This is a genomic window from Streptomyces sp., from assembly GCF_031181705.1.
Classification (GTDB): domain Bacteria; phylum Actinomycetota; class Actinomycetes; order Streptomycetales; family Streptomycetaceae; genus Streptomyces.
In genome coordinates this window covers 1-18,379 of the sequence record NZ_JAPSKN010000029.1, presented here as the reverse complement: position 1 = coordinate 18,379, position 18,379 = coordinate 1, and the positions used below count along the sequence as shown (strand labels likewise).

Annotated in this window: 16 protein-coding genes; 4 read left to right on the top strand and 12 right to left on the bottom strand. The window is 74.8% G+C overall.

The window, feature by feature from the left end; translation table 11 throughout:
- Positions 1-53: 53 nt before the first annotated feature.
- A complete protein-coding gene (locus RIN80_RS08850; protein ID WP_309094965.1) occupies positions 54-1,820 on the top strand; it encodes an SGNH/GDSL hydrolase family protein in 1,767 nt (588 codons plus the stop codon).
- Here RIN80_RS08850 and RIN80_RS08845 read toward each other — a convergent pair.
- The 8 genes from RIN80_RS08845 to RIN80_RS08810 form a co-directional block, all read right to left on the bottom strand.
- On the bottom strand, positions 1,817-2,596 hold the full coding sequence (locus RIN80_RS08845; protein WP_309094964.1) for an exodeoxyribonuclease III: 780 nt from the start codon (positions 2,594-2,596) through the stop codon (positions 1,817-1,819). The two genes, RIN80_RS08850 and RIN80_RS08845, sit on opposite strands and share 4 nt — an antisense overlap.
- A 52-nt stretch (positions 2,597-2,648) precedes the next feature.
- A complete protein-coding gene (locus RIN80_RS08840) occupies positions 2,649-3,284 on the bottom strand; it encodes an MBL fold metallo-hydrolase (RefSeq protein WP_309094963.1) in 636 nt (211 codons plus the stop codon).
- Positions 3,285-3,318: 34 nt separating this feature from the next.
- The gene (gene pcaC, locus RIN80_RS08835; protein WP_309094962.1) at positions 3,319-4,626 is read right to left on the bottom strand and encodes a 4-carboxymuconolactone decarboxylase; all 1,308 of its coding nucleotides are present in this window, start codon (positions 4,624-4,626) and stop codon (positions 3,319-3,321) included.
- A 106-nt stretch (positions 4,627-4,732) separates the two neighbouring features.
- Positions 4,733-6,541, bottom strand: a complete 1,809-nt coding sequence (locus tag RIN80_RS08830) for an SWIM zinc finger family protein (protein WP_375141649.1) — start codon at positions 6,539-6,541, stop codon at positions 4,733-4,735.
- A gap of 623 nt (positions 6,542-7,164) precedes the next feature.
- Entirely contained in the window at positions 7,165-9,993 is a 2,829-nt protein-coding gene (locus RIN80_RS08825) for a DEAD/DEAH box helicase (RefSeq protein ID WP_309094960.1), read from the bottom strand.
- 85 nt (positions 9,994-10,078) lie between these two features.
- Complete coding sequence (locus RIN80_RS08820) at positions 10,079-10,660, bottom strand: sugar kinase (RefSeq protein ID WP_309094959.1); 582 nt, start codon at positions 10,658-10,660, stop codon at positions 10,079-10,081.
- Entirely contained in the window at positions 10,657-11,805 is a 1,149-nt protein-coding gene (locus RIN80_RS08815; protein WP_309094958.1) for an ROK family glucokinase, read from the bottom strand. Before RIN80_RS08815 ends, RIN80_RS08820 begins: the two co-directional genes overlap by 4 nt.
- Positions 11,806-11,923: 118 nt before the next feature.
- Positions 11,924-12,661: a GntR family transcriptional regulator gene (locus RIN80_RS08810; protein ID WP_309094989.1), complete on the bottom strand. Its 738-nt coding sequence runs from the start codon at positions 12,659-12,661 to the stop codon at positions 11,924-11,926.
- A 128-nt stretch (positions 12,662-12,789) separates the two neighbouring features.
- Between RIN80_RS08810 and RIN80_RS08805 the strand changes: the two genes are divergently transcribed.
- On the top strand, positions 12,790-13,809 hold the full coding sequence (locus tag RIN80_RS08805; RefSeq protein ID WP_309094957.1) for a Gfo/Idh/MocA family oxidoreductase: 1,020 nt from the start codon (positions 12,790-12,792) through the stop codon (positions 13,807-13,809).
- Between the two features lie 15 nt (positions 13,810-13,824).
- Here the strand turns inward: RIN80_RS08805 and RIN80_RS08800 are convergent, their stop codons facing one another.
- On the bottom strand, positions 13,825-14,520 hold the full coding sequence (locus RIN80_RS08800) for a response regulator transcription factor (RefSeq protein WP_309094956.1): 696 nt from the start codon (positions 14,518-14,520) through the stop codon (positions 13,825-13,827).
- A 55-nt stretch (positions 14,521-14,575) separates the two neighbouring features.
- A complete protein-coding gene (locus tag RIN80_RS08795; protein ID WP_309094955.1) occupies positions 14,576-15,850 on the bottom strand; it encodes a histidine kinase in 1,275 nt (424 codons plus the stop codon).
- A gap of 180 nt (positions 15,851-16,030) precedes the next feature.
- Here RIN80_RS08795 and RIN80_RS08790 point away from each other — a divergent pair, with 180 nt between their 5' ends.
- The gene (locus tag RIN80_RS08790; protein WP_309094954.1) at positions 16,031-16,231 is read left to right on the top strand and encodes a hypothetical protein; all 201 of its coding nucleotides are present in this window, start codon (positions 16,031-16,033) and stop codon (positions 16,229-16,231) included.
- Positions 16,232-16,285: 54 nt separating this feature from the next.
- Here the strand turns inward: RIN80_RS08790 and RIN80_RS08785 are convergent, their stop codons facing one another.
- Together RIN80_RS08785 and RIN80_RS08780 are read right to left on the bottom strand one after the other, a co-directional pair.
- Positions 16,286-16,681 carry a ribonuclease domain-containing protein gene (locus tag RIN80_RS08785; RefSeq protein WP_309094953.1) on the bottom strand — a complete coding sequence of 132 codons (396 nt, stop codon included), beginning with the start codon at positions 16,679-16,681 and terminating at the stop codon, positions 16,286-16,288.
- 125 nt (positions 16,682-16,806) lie between these two features.
- Entirely contained in the window at positions 16,807-17,433 is a 627-nt protein-coding gene (locus RIN80_RS08780) for a dihydrofolate reductase family protein (RefSeq protein WP_309094952.1), read from the bottom strand.
- A gap of 172 nt (positions 17,434-17,605) precedes the next feature.
- On the opposite strand from RIN80_RS08780, the gene RIN80_RS08775 reads away from it, so the two are divergent.
- Positions 17,606-18,349 (top strand): SDR family oxidoreductase, encoded by a 744-nt coding sequence (locus RIN80_RS08775; protein WP_309094951.1) that lies wholly within the window; start codon positions 17,606-17,608, stop codon positions 18,347-18,349.
- Positions 18,350-18,379 lie beyond the last annotated feature (30 nt).

Below are 18,379 nucleotides of genomic sequence, written 5' to 3'. Positions count from 1 at the left end.
TCCCTGCGTTGCGTGGTGTCGCGTCGTGTCTCGAAGAGCGGGAGGAGTCGGCCGTGCGCCGATGTGTCCGGGGGATCCTGGTCGTCCTGGCCCTGTGCGGGTCGCTGGTGCCGACGGTGTCGGCGGAGGCCGCCGAGGGGAGACGCGCCGCGCCGGTGCCGCTTGAGCGGCTGTTCGACAACATCGCCGTCAGCGACGACGACCGGCCAGGACAGGCCGACTTCGACGGCTCAGGGGCCTCCCTGTCGGCACGCGACCTCGCGGCCGCGGGCTGGACGCCCGGCCGTGTCCTCACCCTTCAGGGCGCCCGGCTGACCTGGCCGAAGCGGCAACCCGGCGAGCCGGACAACGTGCGCGCCGCGGGGCAGGACGTCCGGGTCACGGGGCGCGGCGACGCCCTCGCCTTCCTGGTGGCGGGCACCTCCGGCGCGCAGGCGGGCGGCCCGGGCACGGTCGTCTACGCGGACGGCACCCGCTCCGCGTACCGGCTGACCGCGCCCGACTGGCGCACCGGGCCGCTCGCCACGAAGGCCGTGGCCCTGCCGCACGTCAACACGCCCGGCGGGCAACTCGCCGAGCGCGCCCGGCTGTACGCCGTGACCGTGCCGCTGGCGCCGGGGCGCGCGGTCGCCTCGGTGCGCTTGCCGGACGCGGCCGGACTGCACGTCTTCGCCGTCTCGGTACGGTCCGGGACGGCGGGCTGGACGGGCAGCTGGGCGACGTCCACGGGCGGCTACGCCGCCGTCGGGCCGTGGACGGACCGCACACTGCGGCTGGTGGTGCACACCTCGGCCGGCGGGCCCCGGGTACGGGTCCGGTTCGACAACACGTTCGCGTCCGCGCCCGCGCGGATCGGCGGCGCGACGGTGGCCGTGCGCGCCTCGGGGGCGGCCGCGCGCGGCACTCCGGTGCCGCTGTCCTTCGGCGGGGCGGCGGGCCTGGCGATCCCGGCCGGGGCGCAGGCGTACAGCGATCCCCTCGGCTTCGACGTGCCGGCCGGCGGCGACCTGCTGGTCAGCTTCCACCTGCCCGGCACGGTGGCGGCGGCGCCGGTGCACCGGCTCGCGCAGCAGCGGTCGTACGTCAGCGAGCCCGGCGACCACACGGCGGACGGCTCGGCGCGGGCGTACACCTCGGCGATCACCGGCTGGCCGCTGCTCGCCGGGGTCGACGTGGGCGGCGGGCCGGGGTCCGTGGTCCTGCTCGGGGACTCGATCACCGACGGCGACAAGTCGACGGTGGACGCCAACCGGCGCTGGCCGGACGTCCTGGCCGGCCGCCTGCGCAGCCAGAGCACCGTCCCGCGCTACGGCGTGCTGAACCAGGGCGTCTCGGGCAACCGGGTGGTCACCGACCGGTACCCCGGCGACGGGGTGTCCACGGACATGGCCGGGGTGAGCGCCCTGCACCGGTTCGACCGGGACGTGCTCGCGCAGACGTCGGCGCGGACGGCGGTCGTCTTCGAGGGCGTCAACGACCTGCGGTGGGGCACCTCGGCGGAGCAGGTGATCGCGGGCCTGCGGGAACTCGCGGCGCGCGGGCACGCCCGGGGGGTGCGGATGCTCGCCGCGACGATCCTGCCCTGCGAGGGCGAGGCGCGGTGCACCGCCGCCGTGGACGCCGAACGCCGGGCCGTGAACGCCTGGCTCCGGGACGGCGGGGTCTTCGACGGCGTGCTCGACTTCGACGCCGTCGCCCGGGACCCGCAGCAGCCGTCACGGCTGCTGCCCGCCTACGACAGCGGCGACCATCTGCATCCGGGCGACGCGGGACTGGCGGCCCTGGCGGACTCGGTGGACCTGCGGCTGCTCAGGCCCTAGACGTCCAGGTCGACGACGACCGGGGCGTGGTCCGAGGCACCCTTGCCCTTGCGCTCCTCGCGGTCCACGTACGCGTCCTTCACGGCCTGCGCGAACGGCTGGTTGCCGTACACCAGGTCGATGCGCATGCCGCGGTTCTTCGGGAAGCAGAGCTGGCGGTAGTCCCAGTACGTGAACGGGTGCTCGTACTTCAGGGGCCGCGGGACCACGTCCGACAGACCCGTCTCGCGCAGTGAGGCCAGGGCGGCGCGCTCGGCGGGCGTGACGTGCGTGGAGCCCTCGAAGAAGGCGGGGTCGAAGACGTCGTCGTCCGTCGGCGCCACGTTGTAGTCGCCCATCACCGCGAAGGGGCGGCTGCCGGCCGCGTCACCGGCGACGGCGGCCTTGAGTGCCTCGAACCACTGCAGCTTGTAGGCGTAGTGGGGGTGGTCCACCTCACGGCCGTTCGGCACGTAGACCGACCAGACGCGGACCGGGCCGCAGGTCGCCGAGATGGCACGGGGCTCCACCGAGCCGTCGAAGCCGGGGTCGCCCGGCAGGCCCTTGACGACGTCCTCGATGCCGACGCGGGAGAGCACCGCCACGCCGTTCCACCGGCCGGTGGCGTGCACCGCCGACTCGTAGCCCAGCTCGCGCAGCTGCTCCGCGGGGAACTGCTCCTCGGCGACCTTGGCCTCCTGGAGGCACAGCACGTCCGTGCCGCTGCTCTCCAGCCAGGCCAGGAGCCTCGGCAGGCGGGCGGTGATCGAGTTCACGTTCCAGGTCGCGATGCGCATGCCTCACAACCTACCCGGAGGGGGTGACAACGCGGCCGGGTGCCGCCGGGGCCTAGATCTCGGCGGAGTCGCCGGGGGTCAGCCGCAGGTGTTCCGAGCCGCCGAGCTGCCCGATCTGGCGGTCGTAGACCGGGCGGGCCAGGTCGGTGAGGAGGGCGTCGTGGATGTCGTAGGCGCGGTGCGGCTTCACCTCGCGGACGTAGTCGATGACCTCGGAGATCTTGCTCCAGGGGGCCATGACGGGCAGCATCAGCGTCTCGACCGGCTGGTCGGGGACCGTGAGGGCGTCGCCGGGGTGGAAGACCTTGCCGCCGTCGACGAGGTAGCCGACGTTGGTGATGCGCGGGATGTCGGGGTGGATCACCGCGTGCAGCTCCCCGTGGACCTGGACGTCGAAGCCGGCGGCGGTGAAGGTGTCGCCGTGACCCACGGTGTGGACGCGGCCGGGGAAGGCGGAGGAGAGCTTCTCCGCGACCGACCGCAGGGTCCAGATCTCGGCGGCCGGGTTGTCCTCCATCGCGGCGCGCAGCCGGGACTCGTCGAAGTGGTCGGGGTGCTCGTGGGTGACGAGGATCGCGTCCGCGCCGAGCGCGGCGTCCTCCTCGGTGAAGGCGCCGGGGTCGAGGACGAGGGTCCGGCCGTCCTTCTCCAGGCGGACACAGGAGTGCGACTTCTTCGTGAGCTTCATGGTCTCCATCCTGCCTCCGCGGTGCGCGGCGGACTCACTCCTGGGGCGTGGTCTCCTCGCGGATGACCTGCTGGGCCACCTTGAAGGCGCTGTTCGCCGCGGGCACGCCGCAGTAGACGGCCGCCTGGAGCAGCACCTCCTTGATCTCATCGGGGGTGAGGCCGTTGCGCAGGGCGGCTCTGGTGTGGAAGGCCAGCTCGTCCAGGTGTCCGCCGGCGACCAGGGCGGTGAGGGTGACGCAGCTGCGGGTGCGCCGGTCGAGGCCGGGTCGGTCCCAGATCTCGCCCCAGGCGTAGCGGGTGACGAACTCCTGGAAGTCCCCCGAGAACTCGTCGGCCTGCGCCAGCGCCCGGTCCACGTGGGCGTCGCCGAGCACCTCGCGGCGGACCTTGATCCCGGCGTCGTACGGGTCGGGCCGCCCCTGCCCCTGCGGCGGGGTGGCGACCGGGGCGATCTCGGCGACGGGGCCGGTCTGCGGCGGCTGCGGCGGGGCCGGGGACAGGACCGGCTTGAGCCCGGCGGCGGGCAGCGCGGTCTGGCCGGTGGAGGTCTCGAAGGCGGGCTGCCAGGCGGTGGAGAAGTGCCGCACGAGCAGGTCGGTGACGGCGGCGGGCTGCTCCACCGGCACCAGGTGCGAGGCCCCGGGGACGACGGCGAGGCGGGCGTCCGGGATGCCGGCGACCAGGGTGCGGGCCTCGGCGGGGCCGGTGACCTGGTCGTCCGAGCCGACGAGGACCAGGGTGGGGACGCCGACGCGCCCGAGCTCGGTGCGGACGTCGAAGGAGGCGAGCGCCTCGCAGGCGGCGATGTAGCAGCCGGGGTCGGTGGTGCGCACCATCTGCACGGCCCACTCCGTGATGGCGGGCTGCGCGGCGGCGAACCCGCCGGTGAACCAGCGTTCCGGCGCGGTCCGGGCGATGGGGTCGAGGCCGTTGGTCCGCACGATCACGCCACGCTGCCGGAACTCGTCGGCCGTGCCGAAGCGCGGGGAGGCCGCGATCAGCGCGAGGGAGGCGAGCCGCTCGGGATGGCGCAGGGCCAGCTCGATACCGACGGCGCCGCCGAGCGCGCAGCCCGCGTAGCCGAAGCGGTGCACGCCGAGCGCTTCGAGGGTGGCCAGCAGGCGTGTGGTGAGGTCGGTGACGGAACCGGCCGGGTAGGCGGGAGCGCCGCCGTGGCCCGGCAGATCGAACCGGAAGACCCGCCACTGCTTGATCAGCTCGGGGACCTGGCGGTCCCACATGTGCCACGTGGTACCCAGTGAGGGACCGAGGATCAGGACGGGAGCCTCTTCCGGCCCGTCAAAGCGGTACTGCAGGGTGTTCGACGGTGTCTCACTCACGCCGTAGACCATCTCACGTAGGACGAGCGCCCCTGAAACGAGGGGGCTGGACACCGGCCGGAGCGGTCCCACCGGTGGGCTCGGCGGTCGGGCGGGCGGGACGGCGTCAGAGGTCGCCTGTCAGGCCGAGGCCTGTCAGGGCGCCGACCGGGTCCAGGTCGGGGGTGCCGCGCGGCCACCAGTCGTCGCGGCCCGGCTCGGATTCGTACGCGTACCACAGGCCGTCGCGGCCGAGGCGCAGTTGGAGGTGGCCGTGGGGGTGCGTGAGGTGGTTGCGCCAGGGGCGGAACGCGGGGAGGTCGGCGGCGAGGAGCAGGGGGCGGGCCCGGTCGAACCGCCCGGCCGGCGGGTCCCAGGGCTCCTCCAGTACGGCGAGGCCCTCGAGCCCGCCCTGCCGCCAGGCGGCGACCGCGCGGGCCAGGTCGGAGGGCGTGCGGCCGGCCGCGGAGGCGAGGGCGGAGTAGAGCGCCCGGGTGCCGGCGGTGAGTCCCGAGCCGGGGCGGGCCGCGGCCAGGCGGACCGCGTCCTGCCAGAACGTCAGCTGCCCGACCGGGTCACGGCCCGTGGTGAGGAGGGCGTGCGCCCGGGCGGCGGCGTCCGTGGCCAGCTGGTCCAGGGCGAAGGGGTCCGGGCCGCCGGGGGACGCCGGGTAGGCCGGGGGCTGCTCCGGGTGCGCGGGCGGGGGCAGGGGCGCGGGTAGGGGCGGCAGGGCGCGCGGCTGCAGCGCCTCCTTGGCCCGCACGCCGGGGAGCGGTGCCGGTTCCTTGTCCTGCGCGGCGCGCGCCGCGCGGGTGGCGCTCAGCCGGGACAGCGCGTCGAGCAGCTCCCGCTCGCCCCGGCCGCGCAGCAGGAGCAGCACGAACGGGTCGGCGTCGAGCAGCCGGGCGGTCTGGTAGCAGAGGGCGGCGGCGTGCTTGCAGGGGTGGCCGCGGTCGGGGCAGCTGCACCGGGGCTCCAGATCACCGGGGCCGGGCAGCAGGGGTACGCCGCCGTGGGCCAGTGACGGGGGCATCTCCTTGTCGAGCAGCGCCGCGATGTCTCCGGGCCGGTCGGCGGCGGCGTCCAGGAAGCGGTCCCAGTCGGAGTCGCCGAGGGTGCGCAGACGCACCTGGACGCGGTACGGCCGGGGGCGGCTGCCCTGCACGTACGCGAGCACGAGGCCGGGCGTCACCGTGATGGCGTCCACGTGTCCCTGCTCGGCGTACCCGCGGCCGCGCTCCAGCCGCTTGACGTCCAGCGCGCCCTGTTCCAGCGCGGAGACCCAGGCGTTCCCCCACCAGCTCTCGGCGAACCGGTCGCCCTCCCTGGCCGGGAAGGCCGGGAACGTGCGGCGGAGGTCACTGTCGCGGTCGGGGGCGGCCATGGTGCGGGGGGTGGTGCGGGGGTTCGCCCCGGCGGCCGTGCGGGGGGTTGGGTGGGCCGGGGTCGGAGTGGGGTCGGGTGTGACGGGGTGCGTGGGTGCCGGGCGGACGGCGGCCGACGGGGCGTGGGGGGACGAGGCCGGGGGCACAGCGGCGTCGGATGCACGGGCCTGGCCCCTTTCCGAGGCCGGAGTCGCCGAAGGATCCCGTTGTTCCGGGGCCGGAGTCACCGAAGGGCCTGCTTCGGGGGTTCGGGCAGGGGTCGTGGCCGGCGCGGCCGGGGCACCGGTCCCGGGAGCGTGCAGCGGGGTGGCCGGCGGCGTCGGCGCGGGCTCGGCGTCCGGAGTGCCGTCCCGGGCCGCCCCGGCCGCGGCGGGAGGTGACGAGGGAGACGACGAGGGCGCCACGTCCTCGGGCTCCGGCTCCGGCTCCGGCTCCGGCTCCGGCTCCCTGCCGGCATGCCCGTGGCGCAACTCGGGCACGCGTGAGGGCGTCCTTTCCTGTCCTGCCCTCTCCGCGCGGTCGGAGGACGCCCTCTCCGGCTCGTCCGGCAGGTCCGGCAGGTGCGGCAACCGGAACGCGTCCGACAGCAGCCGCCGTACGACGTCAGTGGCTTCGCCCGTGCCGTGGTCACGCGCCCGGCGTACTGCCGCCGCCCTGTCGTCCACGGCTTTCTGCCGGGCCCGGCGCCTGCGTCGGGCGCCTTCCCGCTCGGTCTCCTCCCGGGCCCGCCGCGCGTCCTCGCGGGCCGCGCGCAGCGCCTCGCGTGCGACGTCCGCGGCGCGGGGCCCGGGCCGGTCGGCCTCAGCGCTCGGAGTCCGTTCCTCCTCCTCCGCCGCCGCCGTTGCGGGCGCGTGGGCCGGGTCGGTCCCGGCAGGGCTCTCCTGCGGGCCGGTGAACGCTTCCGGCTCCGTACCGCTTCCGGCCGCGCCGGTGTCCTGGCCCGCCCCGGTGTCCCGCGCCGCAGGCTCCTCGCCCGGCGGGTCGTCGTCGCCCCGGCCACTCCCCCGCTGCTCCGACACCGCCCTCCGCAGCGCCTCACGGGCGGCGTCCCCGGGGCGCGGGGTCTGCCGGCCCGGGGACTCGCCGCCGGGCGACGGTGTCGTGCAGGGGTCCTGGGCCGCCCGGGACCTGGCCTCGCGCAGGGCGCGGCGGGCCTCGTCGGCCGGGCGCGGGCTCATGACGACCTCCGCAGGGAGACCAGGTCCGACAGCTCGCGGTCGGTCAGCTCGGTGAGGGCCGACTCGCCGGAGCCGAGGATCGCGTCGGCGAGGGCCCGCTTGGCCTGGAGCATCTCGGCGATGCGGTCCTCGACCGTGCCCTCGGTGATGAGGCGGTGGACCTGGACCGGCTGGGTCTGGCCGATGCGGTAGGCGCGGTCGGTGGCCTGTTCCTCGACGGCCGGGTTCCACCAGCGGTCGAAGTGCACGACGTGGCCCGCGCGGGTGAGGTTCAGGCCGGTGCCCGCCGCCTTCAGGGACAGGACCAGGACCGGGGTCGAGCCGGCCTGGAAGCGGTCGACCATGCGCTCTCGCTCCGGGACCGGGGTGCCGCCGTGCAGGAGGTCGACCGGGACCGCGCGGACGGCCAGGTGGGAGGTGATCAGGCGGGCCATCCCGACGTACTGCGTGAAGACCAGGGCGGAGCCGTCCTCGGCGAGCAGCGTGTCCAGCAGCTCGTCCAGCAGGGCGAGTTTGCCGGAGCGGGCGGCGAGCCGGTCGCCCGGCGGTGCGTGCTCCTCCTTCAGGTACAGCGCGGGATGGTCGCAGATCTGCTTCAGCGACGTCAGCAGTTTCAGCACCAGGCCGCGGCGCGCCATGCCCTCGGACGTCTCGATGGCGAGCATCGACTCGCGCACCACCGCCTCGTACAGCGCGGCCTGTTCGCGGGTGAGCGGGACCGGGTGGTCGGTCTCGGTCTTGGGCGGCAGTTCGGGGACGATGCCGGGGTCGGACTTCCTGCGGCGCAGCAGGAAGGGGCGGACCAGACGGGCCAGACGCTCCACCGCCTGCTCGTCCTCGCCGGTCTCCACGGCCCGGGCGTGCCGGGCGCGGAAGGACTTCAGCGGGCCGAGCAGGCCCGGGGTCGTCCAGTCGAGCAGGGCCCACAGCTCCGAGAGGTTGTTCTCGACGGGCGTGCCCGTGAGGGCGACCCGGGCGGGGGCGGGGATGGTGCGCAGCGCCTTGGCCGTGGCCGAGTAGGGGTTCTTGACGTGCTGCGCCTCGTCGGCGACGACCATGCCCCAGGCCTGCTCGGCCAGGGCGGGGGCGGCCGAGCGCATCGTGCCGTACGTGGTGAGGACGAAACCGCCGGCCAGGCCGGACAGGCTGCGGTCGGGTCCGTGGAAGCGGCGGACGGGGACGCCGGGGGCGAAGCGGTTGATCTCGCGCTGCCAGTTGCCGAGCAGGGAGGCGGGGCAGACGACCAGGGTCGGTTCGCGGCGGGCCCGCTTGAGGTGGAGCGCGATGAGCGTGACGGTCTTGCCGAGGCCCATGTCGTCGGCGAGGCAGCCGCCGAGGCCGAGGGAGGTCATCAGGTCGAGCCAGGCCAGGCCGCGCAGCTGGTAGTCGCGCAGGGTGGCGTGCAGGCCGGGCGGCGGATCGGCCGGGCGGATGCCGGCGGTGAGGCGGTCGCGCAGGGCGGCCAGGGCGCCGACCGGGACGGCCTCCACCGTCTCGCCGTCCACCTCGGCCGTGCCGGTGAGGGCGACGGACAGCGCGTCCACCGGGTCGAGCAGCCCGAGGTCGCGCTTGCGGGCCTTGCGGACGAGGGCCGGGTCGACCAGCACCCAGCGGTCGCGCAGCCGGACGACCGGCCGGTGCGCCTCGGCGAGGGCGTCCATCTCGGCGTCGGTGAGCGGGTCGCCGCCGAGCGCGAGCTGCCAGCGGAAGCCGAGGAGGTCCTCGCTCTCGAAGAAGCCGGTGCCGTCGGTCGCCGAGCCGGGCGCGGGGCGGACCACCGCGGTGGCGGACAGGTCCTGCGCGAGGTCCCTCGGCCAGTGCACGGCGACGCCGGCCGCGGCGAGCCGGGTGGCGGCGATCCCGAGCAGGTCGCTCACCTCTTCCTCGCTCAGGGCCAGCACGTCGGGCACGGCCTGCTCGGAGAGCCGGTCCAGCGGCGGCCAGACCCGGGCGGCGCGGCGGACGGCGAGGGCCGCGTCCACGCGCGCGCGGGGGCCGAAAGCGTCGTCGGTCTCGCCCGCCCACAGGGCCGCCGCGTCGGCCACGAGGGTGGGGTCGGCGAGGCTGTGCACCTGGACGACGGCCGCGCCGGCGCCGCGCGTGCCGCCGTCGGGGGCGCCGTCGAACAGGTCGTAGGCCGTGAGGTCCAGGCGGAGCGAGATGCGCACGCCGGCGTCCATGCCGGCGGCGACCTCGGCGGCCCAGTCGTGGGCGCCGGGCAGGTGCGTGGCGACGCGGGCGGCGAAGGGCCGGCCGGTGGCGTGGGGGGCGGCCGGGGTGCGCGGCAGCGTGTCGGCGACCGCGTCCAAAAAGGCGCGCACGAGCGCTTCCGGCTCGGGCAGGCGGATCGGGCCCGGGCCGGGCAGCGGGACCGCGTGGCCTTCGTGGGGCAGGGCGGCGGCGATCGCGCGCAGGTGGGCGATGTCGTCCGGGTCGAGGGGGCCCGCGCGCCAGGCGTCGTGTCCCGTGGCGGTGAGGCCGGGCAGCAGCCGGCCGCGGGCGGTCAGCCGCAGGGCGTGCAGGGCGGCGGCGCCCCAGCAGGCGGTGGCGGGGTGGGCCGTCGGGTCATGCCGGGCGCGCACCAGCAGGGGCAGGGCCGTCTCCAGCGGGAGGGACAGCGCGGGGGTGGTGTGCCGCCGGATGCCCGTCCCGTGGCGTCGCACGACGGTCAGTTCCGTGGCGTCGGCGGGCAGTGGCTCGCCGGCGGGGTCCCAGAAGGCGACACGTCCGTCGCGTGGGAGAGGCGCGGGCAGGAAGACGGCCGGGAGCCGGGCCGGGGCCGTCGCGTCGTCCGCCCGCTCGGCCGTCACAGCCGTGTCGCCCATACGTCCTGCCACCTCCCGCCCGCCTGTCGGATCAGTTGTCTCCGACTCTACGGGCGGGGTCTGACAACCGGTCCCGGCGGCGGGCTCAGGGCACGGTCCGGGACACGACGTACACCCACGGGTACGCCGGGTTGGACAGGTCGACGACGACGTCGTGCGTGGGGGCCGGGTTCTTCTGCCGGTGGACGAAGCCGTACCACGCGTCGCCCCCGGGGAACTTCCAGCCGGTGATCTTGCGGTCGCGGGCGCCGATGGTGATGTCGCCCTTGCGCAGGTCCGCGCGGGTCATGCCGAGGCCCGTCAGATAGGCGTCCAGACCGGCCGTGTTGGTCTCGAACTGGGCGTAGAGGCGGCTGGTCTTCCAGTTGTTGGTCTCGTAGTACGCCACGTGCCAGGCCGGGTGCGGGATCGGCACCTGGTAGATGCGGCGCTGGAGCTTGGAGGGCCAGCCCTCGGTGAGGCCGGTCGCCGAGTACTTGGCCTCCTTGTCCTTGCCGCTGTCGCGGCTCTGGTTGGCGGAGATCACCAGGTAGCCGGCCGGGATGCCGATGAGCAGCACGATGATCAGCAGGGTGAGCGCCCTGCGGCGGATCATGTGGCGGCGGTCCTCGACCGGGCGGTCCGGTCCGCCGGGCCAGGGGCCCTGGTGGGGCAGGGATGCGGTCACAGCGTCTCCTGGCTGCTGCGCAGCGACTGCGTGTACCGCTCGTAGCGCTCGAAGCGCTCCACGCGGCGGCGCTTGGCGCGGCGGAAGCGGCGGGCGACGAGCCGGGCGAGGTCGGCGGCGCCGACCATGCCGGCCTCGGGGCCGAGCTGGGCGCGGACGATGCGGGCCTCGGGGCGGTAGCCGCGGCCGGTGAGGTGCCGTTTGAAGGCGTCCCGGGCGGGGCCGATCAGCAGGTCGTCGGCGGCCGAGACGCCGCCGCCGATCACGAAGCAGGACGGGTCGAGGGCGGCGGCGAGGTTGGCGATGCCGACGCCGAGCCACTGGCCGATGTCCTGGAGGAGTTCGATGCACATGGCGTCGCCGTCGCGGGCCAGCTCGGTGATCATCGGGCCGGTGATGTCGCCGATGCTGCCCTTGACGTGCTCGATGATCCCGTACGCGACCGGGGAGTCGGCGGCGGCCAGCTCGCGGGCCTCGCGGACCAGGGCGTTGCCGGAGCTGTACTGCTCCCAGCAGCCGCGGTTGCCGCACGGGCAGCGGTGGCCGCCGGGCACGACCTGCATGTGGCCGAACTCGCCGGCGACTCCGTACTTGCCGCGCTTGACCTGGCCGTCCTCCAGGATGGCGCCGCCGATGCCCGTGCCCAGCGTGATCATGACCAGGTGGTCCTCGCCGCGGCCGGCGCCGAAGCGCCACTCGGCCCAGGCGGCGGTGTTGGCGTCGTTGTCGACGAGCACCGGGACGGACAGCCGGCTGGCGAGGCGGTCGCGCAGCGGTTCGTTGCGCCAGGACAGGTGGGGGGCGAACAGCACGCGGTTGCGGTCGGCGTCGACCCAGCCGGCCGCTCCGATGCCGACGGCGTGCACGTCGTGCCGGTCGGAGAGGTCCAGGACCAGCTCGGCGATGGTGTCCTCGACGACCTTGGGGCTCTTGGACTTGTCCGGGGTCTCCGTGCGGAGCTTCTCCAGGATGTTGCCGTCGGCGTCGACGACGCCCGCCATCACCTTCGTACCGCCGATGTCGATGCCGACCGTGGGCACGCGGGGTGCCGTCAGGTGCGAGCGGCGCTCCCGGGTGCCGACGGTGCGGAGCACGGTGGCACGGCGGGAACCGATGGGGGCGGTGAAGTCGCGATAGGTGCTCATCGCCGCCGATTCTGCCTCACGGGGAGGCGGGGTGCGGAGCAGAGGGGTGGTGCGGATCATCGCCGGGTGCGGGTGCGTGAGGGCTCGTCGCGCAGTTCCCCGCGCTCCTGGAACCGGCTCACGACCGCACGAGCAACTGGAACTCGAAGGAATAGCGCGTGGGGCGGTAGGTGTGCGTTCCGTACTCGACCGCGCGGCCGGTGTCGTCGAACGTGACGCGTTGCATGGTGAGCAGCGGGGCGCCCGGCTCCTCGGCCAGGCGCTCGGCCTCCGCCTGGTTCGCCGCCCGGGCGCCGATGGACTGGCGGGCGCTGTGGAGCGTGATGCCCGCCGCGCGCATCAGGCGGTACAGGCCCGTCGACTCCAGCTGGCCGGTGTCGAGGTCGATCAGGCCGGGGGGCAGGAAGTTGCAGAGGTGGGCCATGGGCTCGCCGTGGGCGAGGCGGAGGCGTTCCACGCGGTGGACGTCGCTGTCCTCGGTGACCCCGAGGGCGGCGGCGACCTCGGCGGAGGCGGGTACGACCGTGTTGACGAGGACCTTGGTGGCGGGGCGCTGGCCCGCCGCCTCCAGGTCGTCGTAGAGGCTGCTGAGCTCCAGCGGGCGCTTGACCTGGCTGTGCACGACCTGGGTGCCGACGCCGCGGCGGCGCACGAGGAGGCCCTTGTCGACGAGCGACTGGATGGCCTGGCGGACGGTCGGCCGGGACAGCCCGAGCCGGGCGGCGAGCTCGATCTCGTTGCCCAGCAGGCTGCCGGGCGTCAGCGTGCCGTGCTCGATCGCGGCCTCCAGCTGCTGGGACAGCTGGAAGTACAACGGCACGGGGGAACTGCGGTCCACGCTGAGCTCTAGCTGCACGGTCGGGTCCACTTCTGGTTTCGGCACGCGCTGAGCGTAGCTCCGCGCGTTGTTGACGGGAAGTTGTGTAGTCAGATTGTCCGGACATACAGATTGACAGCGGAGGGCTGGGCACGCACGTTGTTTCCATGCGCATCGGCGTCATCGGTACGGGCCGCATCGGCACGATCCACGCGAACACCCTCAGCAGGCACCGTGACGTGGGGTCCTTGATCCTCACGGACGCGGAACCCGGGCGGGCCCAGGACCTGGCGCACCGCCTGGGTGAGACGGCGGCCCCCGGCGTGGAGGAGATCTTCCGCTGGGGCGTCGACGCCGTGGTGATCACGACGGCCACGTCGGCCCACGCCGAACTGATCGGTCGGGCAGCACGCTCGGGCCTGCCCGTGTTCTGCGAGAAGCCCATCGCGCTGGACCTGCCGGGGACGCTGAGCGCGATCGCCGAGGTCGAGACGGCCGGGACCGTGCTGCAGATGGGCTTCCAGCGCCGCTTCGACCCGGGTTACGCGGGTGCCCGCGAGGCCGTGCGCGCGGGCCGGCTGGGACGGCTGCACACCGTGCGGGCGCTGACCAGCGACCAGGCACCGCCGCCGGCCGCGTGGCTGCCGGTGTCCGGCGGGCTGTACCGGGACACCCTGATCCACGACTTCGACGTGCTGCGCTGGGTGACGGGCCGGGAGGTGGCGGACGCGTACGCCGCCGGGTCGGACGCCGGACCCGCGATGTTCCGCGAGGCCGGGGACGTCGACACCGGCGCGGCGCTGCTCACCCTCGACGACGGCACGCTCGCCACGGTCACCGGTGCCCGGATGAACGGGGCGGGCTACGACGTGCGCATGGAACTGGCCGGGGAGCACGACCAGATCGTGGTGGGGCTGGACGACCGTACGCCGATCGCGTCGACCGAGCCGACCGGGCCGCCGGCCGCGGACAAGCCCTGGACGGGCTTCCTGGAGCGCTTCGGCCCGGCCTACGAGGCGGAGCTGAACGCGTTCGTGGAGGTCGTCCGGGGCGAGCGGGCCAACCCCTGCGACGGGCGGGAGGCCCTGCAGGCGCTGCGGGTCGCCGAGGCGTGCGAGGTGTCGCGCCGGGAGCGCAGGCCGGTGCGGCTCGCGGAGATCCCCGGCGGGGCCGCCGCGTTCGCCTGACCGGCCCCCGGCCCCTCAGCTGTCCGCCTGCTCCTCGGTGCCCTCGGCCCCTTCGTCGAGGAGGCCCGCGTCGTAGGCGAGCAGCGCGATCTGCACGCGGTTGTTCAGGCCGAGCTTGGCCAGGATGCGCGAGACGTGCGTCTTGACGGTGGCGACGCTCATGAACAGGCCGGCGGCGATGTCGGCGTTGGACAGGCCCCGGCCGACCGCGACGGCGACCTCGCGCTCACGGTCGTTGAGGCAGTCCAGGCGCGCGCGTGCGCGCGTGCGGCGGGTGTCGGCGGCGCTGCCGACGGCGTGCCGCACGAGCTGGCGGGTGACCGTGGGCGACAGGACCGGGTCACCGGCCGCGACGCGGCGCACCGCCGCGAGGATCTCGGCGGGCGGGGTGTCCTTGAGGACGAACCCGGCGGCGCCCGCGCGCAGGGCCCGCAGCACCTGCTCGTCGGCGTGGAACGTCGTGAGGACGATCACCTGCGGTCCCTCCGCGCGGGCGCGCAGCAGCTCGGTGGCGGTGAGTCCGTCCACCGTCGGCATCCGGATGTCCATGAGCACGACGTCGGGGCGGGTGCGGTCGACGAGGGACTCCACCTCGCCGCCGTCGGCGGCCTCGCCGACGATCTCGATGTCGTCGGCCCCGCCCAGCATCAGGGACAGCCCGGCCCGCACCAGCGGATCGTCGTCGACGAGGAGGAGTCTGATCGCAGTCATGGCCCTTACGTAATCACGGCTGCCGCGGAAGCAGGGCGGGAACGGCGATCACCCCTCAGCCCCACGGCAGCCAGGCCCGCACCTCGAACCCGCCCTGCGGCGTGGGGCCGTGCTCCAGGCGGCCGCCCGCGAGGGTCGCCCGTTCCGTCAGGCCGATCAGGCCCTGCCCGGAGCCGGGCACGGGGGGCACCTCCCCTTCGGGGGCCGGGTTGCGCACGCGGACGGTGAGGCCGTCGCCCGGCGCGCCGGCGACCGAGACCGTGACCTCGGTGCCGGGGGCGTGCTTGCGGGCGTTGGTCAGGCCCTCCTGGGCGATCCGGTAGGCGGTGCGGCCGACGGAGGAGGGGGCGGCGGCCGGGTCGTCGACACGGAGGTCGAGGCAGACCTTCATACCGGCTTCCCGGGACTCGGCGACGAGTGTGTCCAGCGCCCCGAGCGTCGGCTGCGGCCGGCCGCTGTCGTCCGGCTCGGCCGCGCGCAGCACGCCGATGATCTCCCGCAGGTCCTGCAGCGCCTCGTGCGCGCTCTCCCGGATCACGCCGGCCGCCCGCGCCGTCTCCGCCGGGGGCGCGTCCGGCCGGAACTCCAGTGCGCCCGCGTGCACGCTGAGCAGGGTCAGCCGGTGCGCGAGCACGTCGTGCATCTCGCGCGCGATGGCCTCCCGGGCGAGCCGCTGCGCCTGCTCGGCCCGCAGCCGCGCCTCCGTCTCGGCCCGCCGCGTGCGGTCCCTGAGGCTGACCATGAGCTGCCGCTTGGCCCGCACGAACATGCCCCAGCCGATGATCGCCACGGTGAGCAGCATGGCGAACGGCACGATCACCAGGTAGGAGACTTCCGCGTCGGGGCGCAGCCAGTAGTAGAGGGGAACCAGCGCCGTGTTGACGCCGCCCACCCAGGCCGCGTACCGGAAGGGGCGGTGCACGGCCAGGGTGAACAGCGCGATGACGCCGGCGCCGCCCGCGGTGTCCGAGACGAAGGTGACGGGGACCATCGCCACGGCCAGCCCCAGCGGCCAGCGGCGCCGCAGCCAGACCGCCGCGCAGGCCAGCGCGCCCACCACCTGGTCGACGACGGCGAGCCCCGGCGGGACGTGCGGGTTCTGCTGGAGCGCGTCGAGGGCCGTCGCGCCCACGATCACCGCGAGCAGGAAGCAGGAGAAGTCCACGACCCAGTCGCGGGCGGTGCGCCGGGGCCGCCGCCGGGTCCCGGCGGCGTCGGGGTCCAGCTCGTGCAGCAGGGCGGAGGGGAAGTACCACCGGGGTCCGGTGAAGAGCGCCGGTGTCTCCCCGGTCGGCACCGGGCCGGTCCGCCCGGCGTTCTCACCATCCACGGTCGACAAATCTACGCAGCCCTGGCCCGCTCCACGGCCGCGCGGGCGGGATCGTCGACCAAAGTCGCCCCGGCGCAGACTTTCGGCGTGACCGTCCGGCCGGAACGGGGACTTCCGTCGGGGGATGCCCGCCCCGCGACCGATGTGGGTGGGGGGTCCGCGGGGCGAGGGTCGTGAGGCATGAAGCAGGTACTGGAGATTTTCGGCTTCCTCGCCCTGGTGCAGGGCGTGGCGGGCCTGGTGCACGAGTTCACCGACTGGGACTGGGGCCTCGTACAGCGCCTGGGGTTCCTCGACGGCCACGAGGTCTACGCGAGCGTCGCCCTGCTGGTGCTGGGCGTCGCCCTGTTCGCGGCGGCCGGGAGCCGGAAGTCCGTGTGAGGTCCGCCGGACGCGACGGACTTCCGGCCGGCGTGCGCCGGGGAGGGGCCCGGTTCAGCAGCCGTGGTCGACCAGGTCGAACGACGCGTAGTGGTCGGCCGTGTAGTAGTCCTCCTGGCTCCGCTCGCCGGTGACGATGCGCCGGGCGCCGCGGGTGGAGGAGCCCGGGGTGATGACCGTGTACTCGTGGTAGTAGCCGGACGACTGCGTGGGCAGGATGCCTTCCCGGTTCTGGAAGACGGTGCCGTCCTGGTCGAACGGGTAGGGGCCGCCCTGCTCGATCAGGTCGAGCGTGTCGTGGGCCTGGGACGGCAGGGCGCTGTAGCAGATGTCACCGACGGCGGTGGCGGCCGCGCCGGCGGTGGGGGCGGTGACGGCACCGCCGACGAGGAGAGCGGACAGAAGGGCGGCTGCTGCGCCGAGCCGTGAGGCGCGTGGGGGGAAAATCATGCGCTCATGATGACGCGCGTAGACAGTGGCATGTCAATGACAAGAAGGCACAATTTCCCGTCACGCCGGATGAGTTCGCGGGACGTTAACCTGCCGTCCGGCGCCGTGCGGTGCCGTGCGCGCCCCTAGGCGTCCTCGGGCAGTGCGAACTCGCCGTACTGGGGGCGGCCCGCCACGTCGTACGTCTGCACCGAGACGCCAGCGCCGGTGACGCTCCCTCCGGCGTGCTCGAAGGCCGTCGGCACGGCGCCCTCCGGGAACAGGCGGAAGCCCGAGCCGAGCACGACCGGGAAGGTCAGCAGGTGGAGGGTGTCGACGAGGCCGAGCGCCAGCAGGGAGCGGACCAGGGCCCCGCTGCCGTGCACCTGGATCTCGCCGTCGGTGCGCTCCTTCAGGGCGGTGACCTCCTCGGCGGGATCGCCGGCAAGCACGGTGGTGCCGGTCCACCCGGGGTCGGTCAGGGTGGAGGAGGGGACGTACTTCGGCAGGGAGTTGAGCTTGGAGGCGACCGGGTCGGCGGGGTCGGTCACCTTCGGCCAGTACGTGGCGAAGATGTCGTAGGTACGGCGGCCCAGCAGGAAGGCGGCCGGGCGGGCGAACACCTCGTTGATGAACCGGCCGAAGTCCTCGTCGGCGTACGGGAAGCTCCAGCCGCCGTGGGTGAAGCCGCCGCGGGTGTCCTCCTGCGGGCCGCCGGGGGCCTGGTAGACGCCGTCGAGGGTGATGAAGAGGGTGGAGACGAGCTTGCCCATGGCGGGTTTCTTCCTTCCGGGTTCCGAGCGGGGCGCCGAGGCCCTGGTGTCATCGGTTCAGACCCCGCCGGTCCCCGCAACTCATCGCTGGGCCGTCCGGTGCGCCGCGGCCCGTGAGTTCGACGTCCGTTCGCCGCCAGCGCCGCCGGGGGCGGGCCGCTGGGATGGGGGCATGACTTCTCGAGGAACTCTTGACGGCAAGGTGGCTCTCGTGACCGGCGGGAGCCGTGGCATCGGCGCGGCGGCGGCTGTGCGGCTCGCCCTGGAGGGCGCCGACGTGGCGGTCGGGTACGTGCACGGCAAGGAGGCGGCCGAGGAGGTCGTCCGGGCCGTGGAGGCGCGGGGGCGCCGGGCGGTGGCGCTGCGCGCGGACGCGGCGGACCCGGGCGAGGCCGCCGGCGTCGTGAACGCGGCGGCACAGGCGCTGGGCGGGCTCGACATCCTGGTGAACAACGCGGGCGTGGGGGTGCTCGGGCCGCTGGAGACCCTGTCCCTGACGGAGGTGGACCGCGTCCTCGCGGTGAACGTGCGCGCCGTCTTCCTGGCCTCCCAGGCGGCCGCCGCGATCATGCCCGAGGGCGGGCGGATCATCACGGTCGGCAGCTGCATGGCCCAGCGGGTGCCGGGTCCGGGCGGGACGCTCTACGCGATGAGCAAGGCCGCGCTGACCGGCCTGACGAAGGCGCTGGCCCGGGAGCTGGGCGGGCGGGGCATCACGGCGAACCTCGTCCATCCCGGCCCGATCGACACGGACATGAACCCGGCGGACGGCCCCTACGCGGCCGGGCAGGCGGCGATGACGGCACTGGGCCGCTTCGGCACGGCCGGGGAGGTGGCGTCGACGGTCGCGTACCTGGCGGGGGCGGCGTTCGTGACGGGAGCGGAGTTCGCCGTGGACGGCGGACACGCGGCCTGACGCTCGGACAGCCGGTCCGGCGCGCACGGC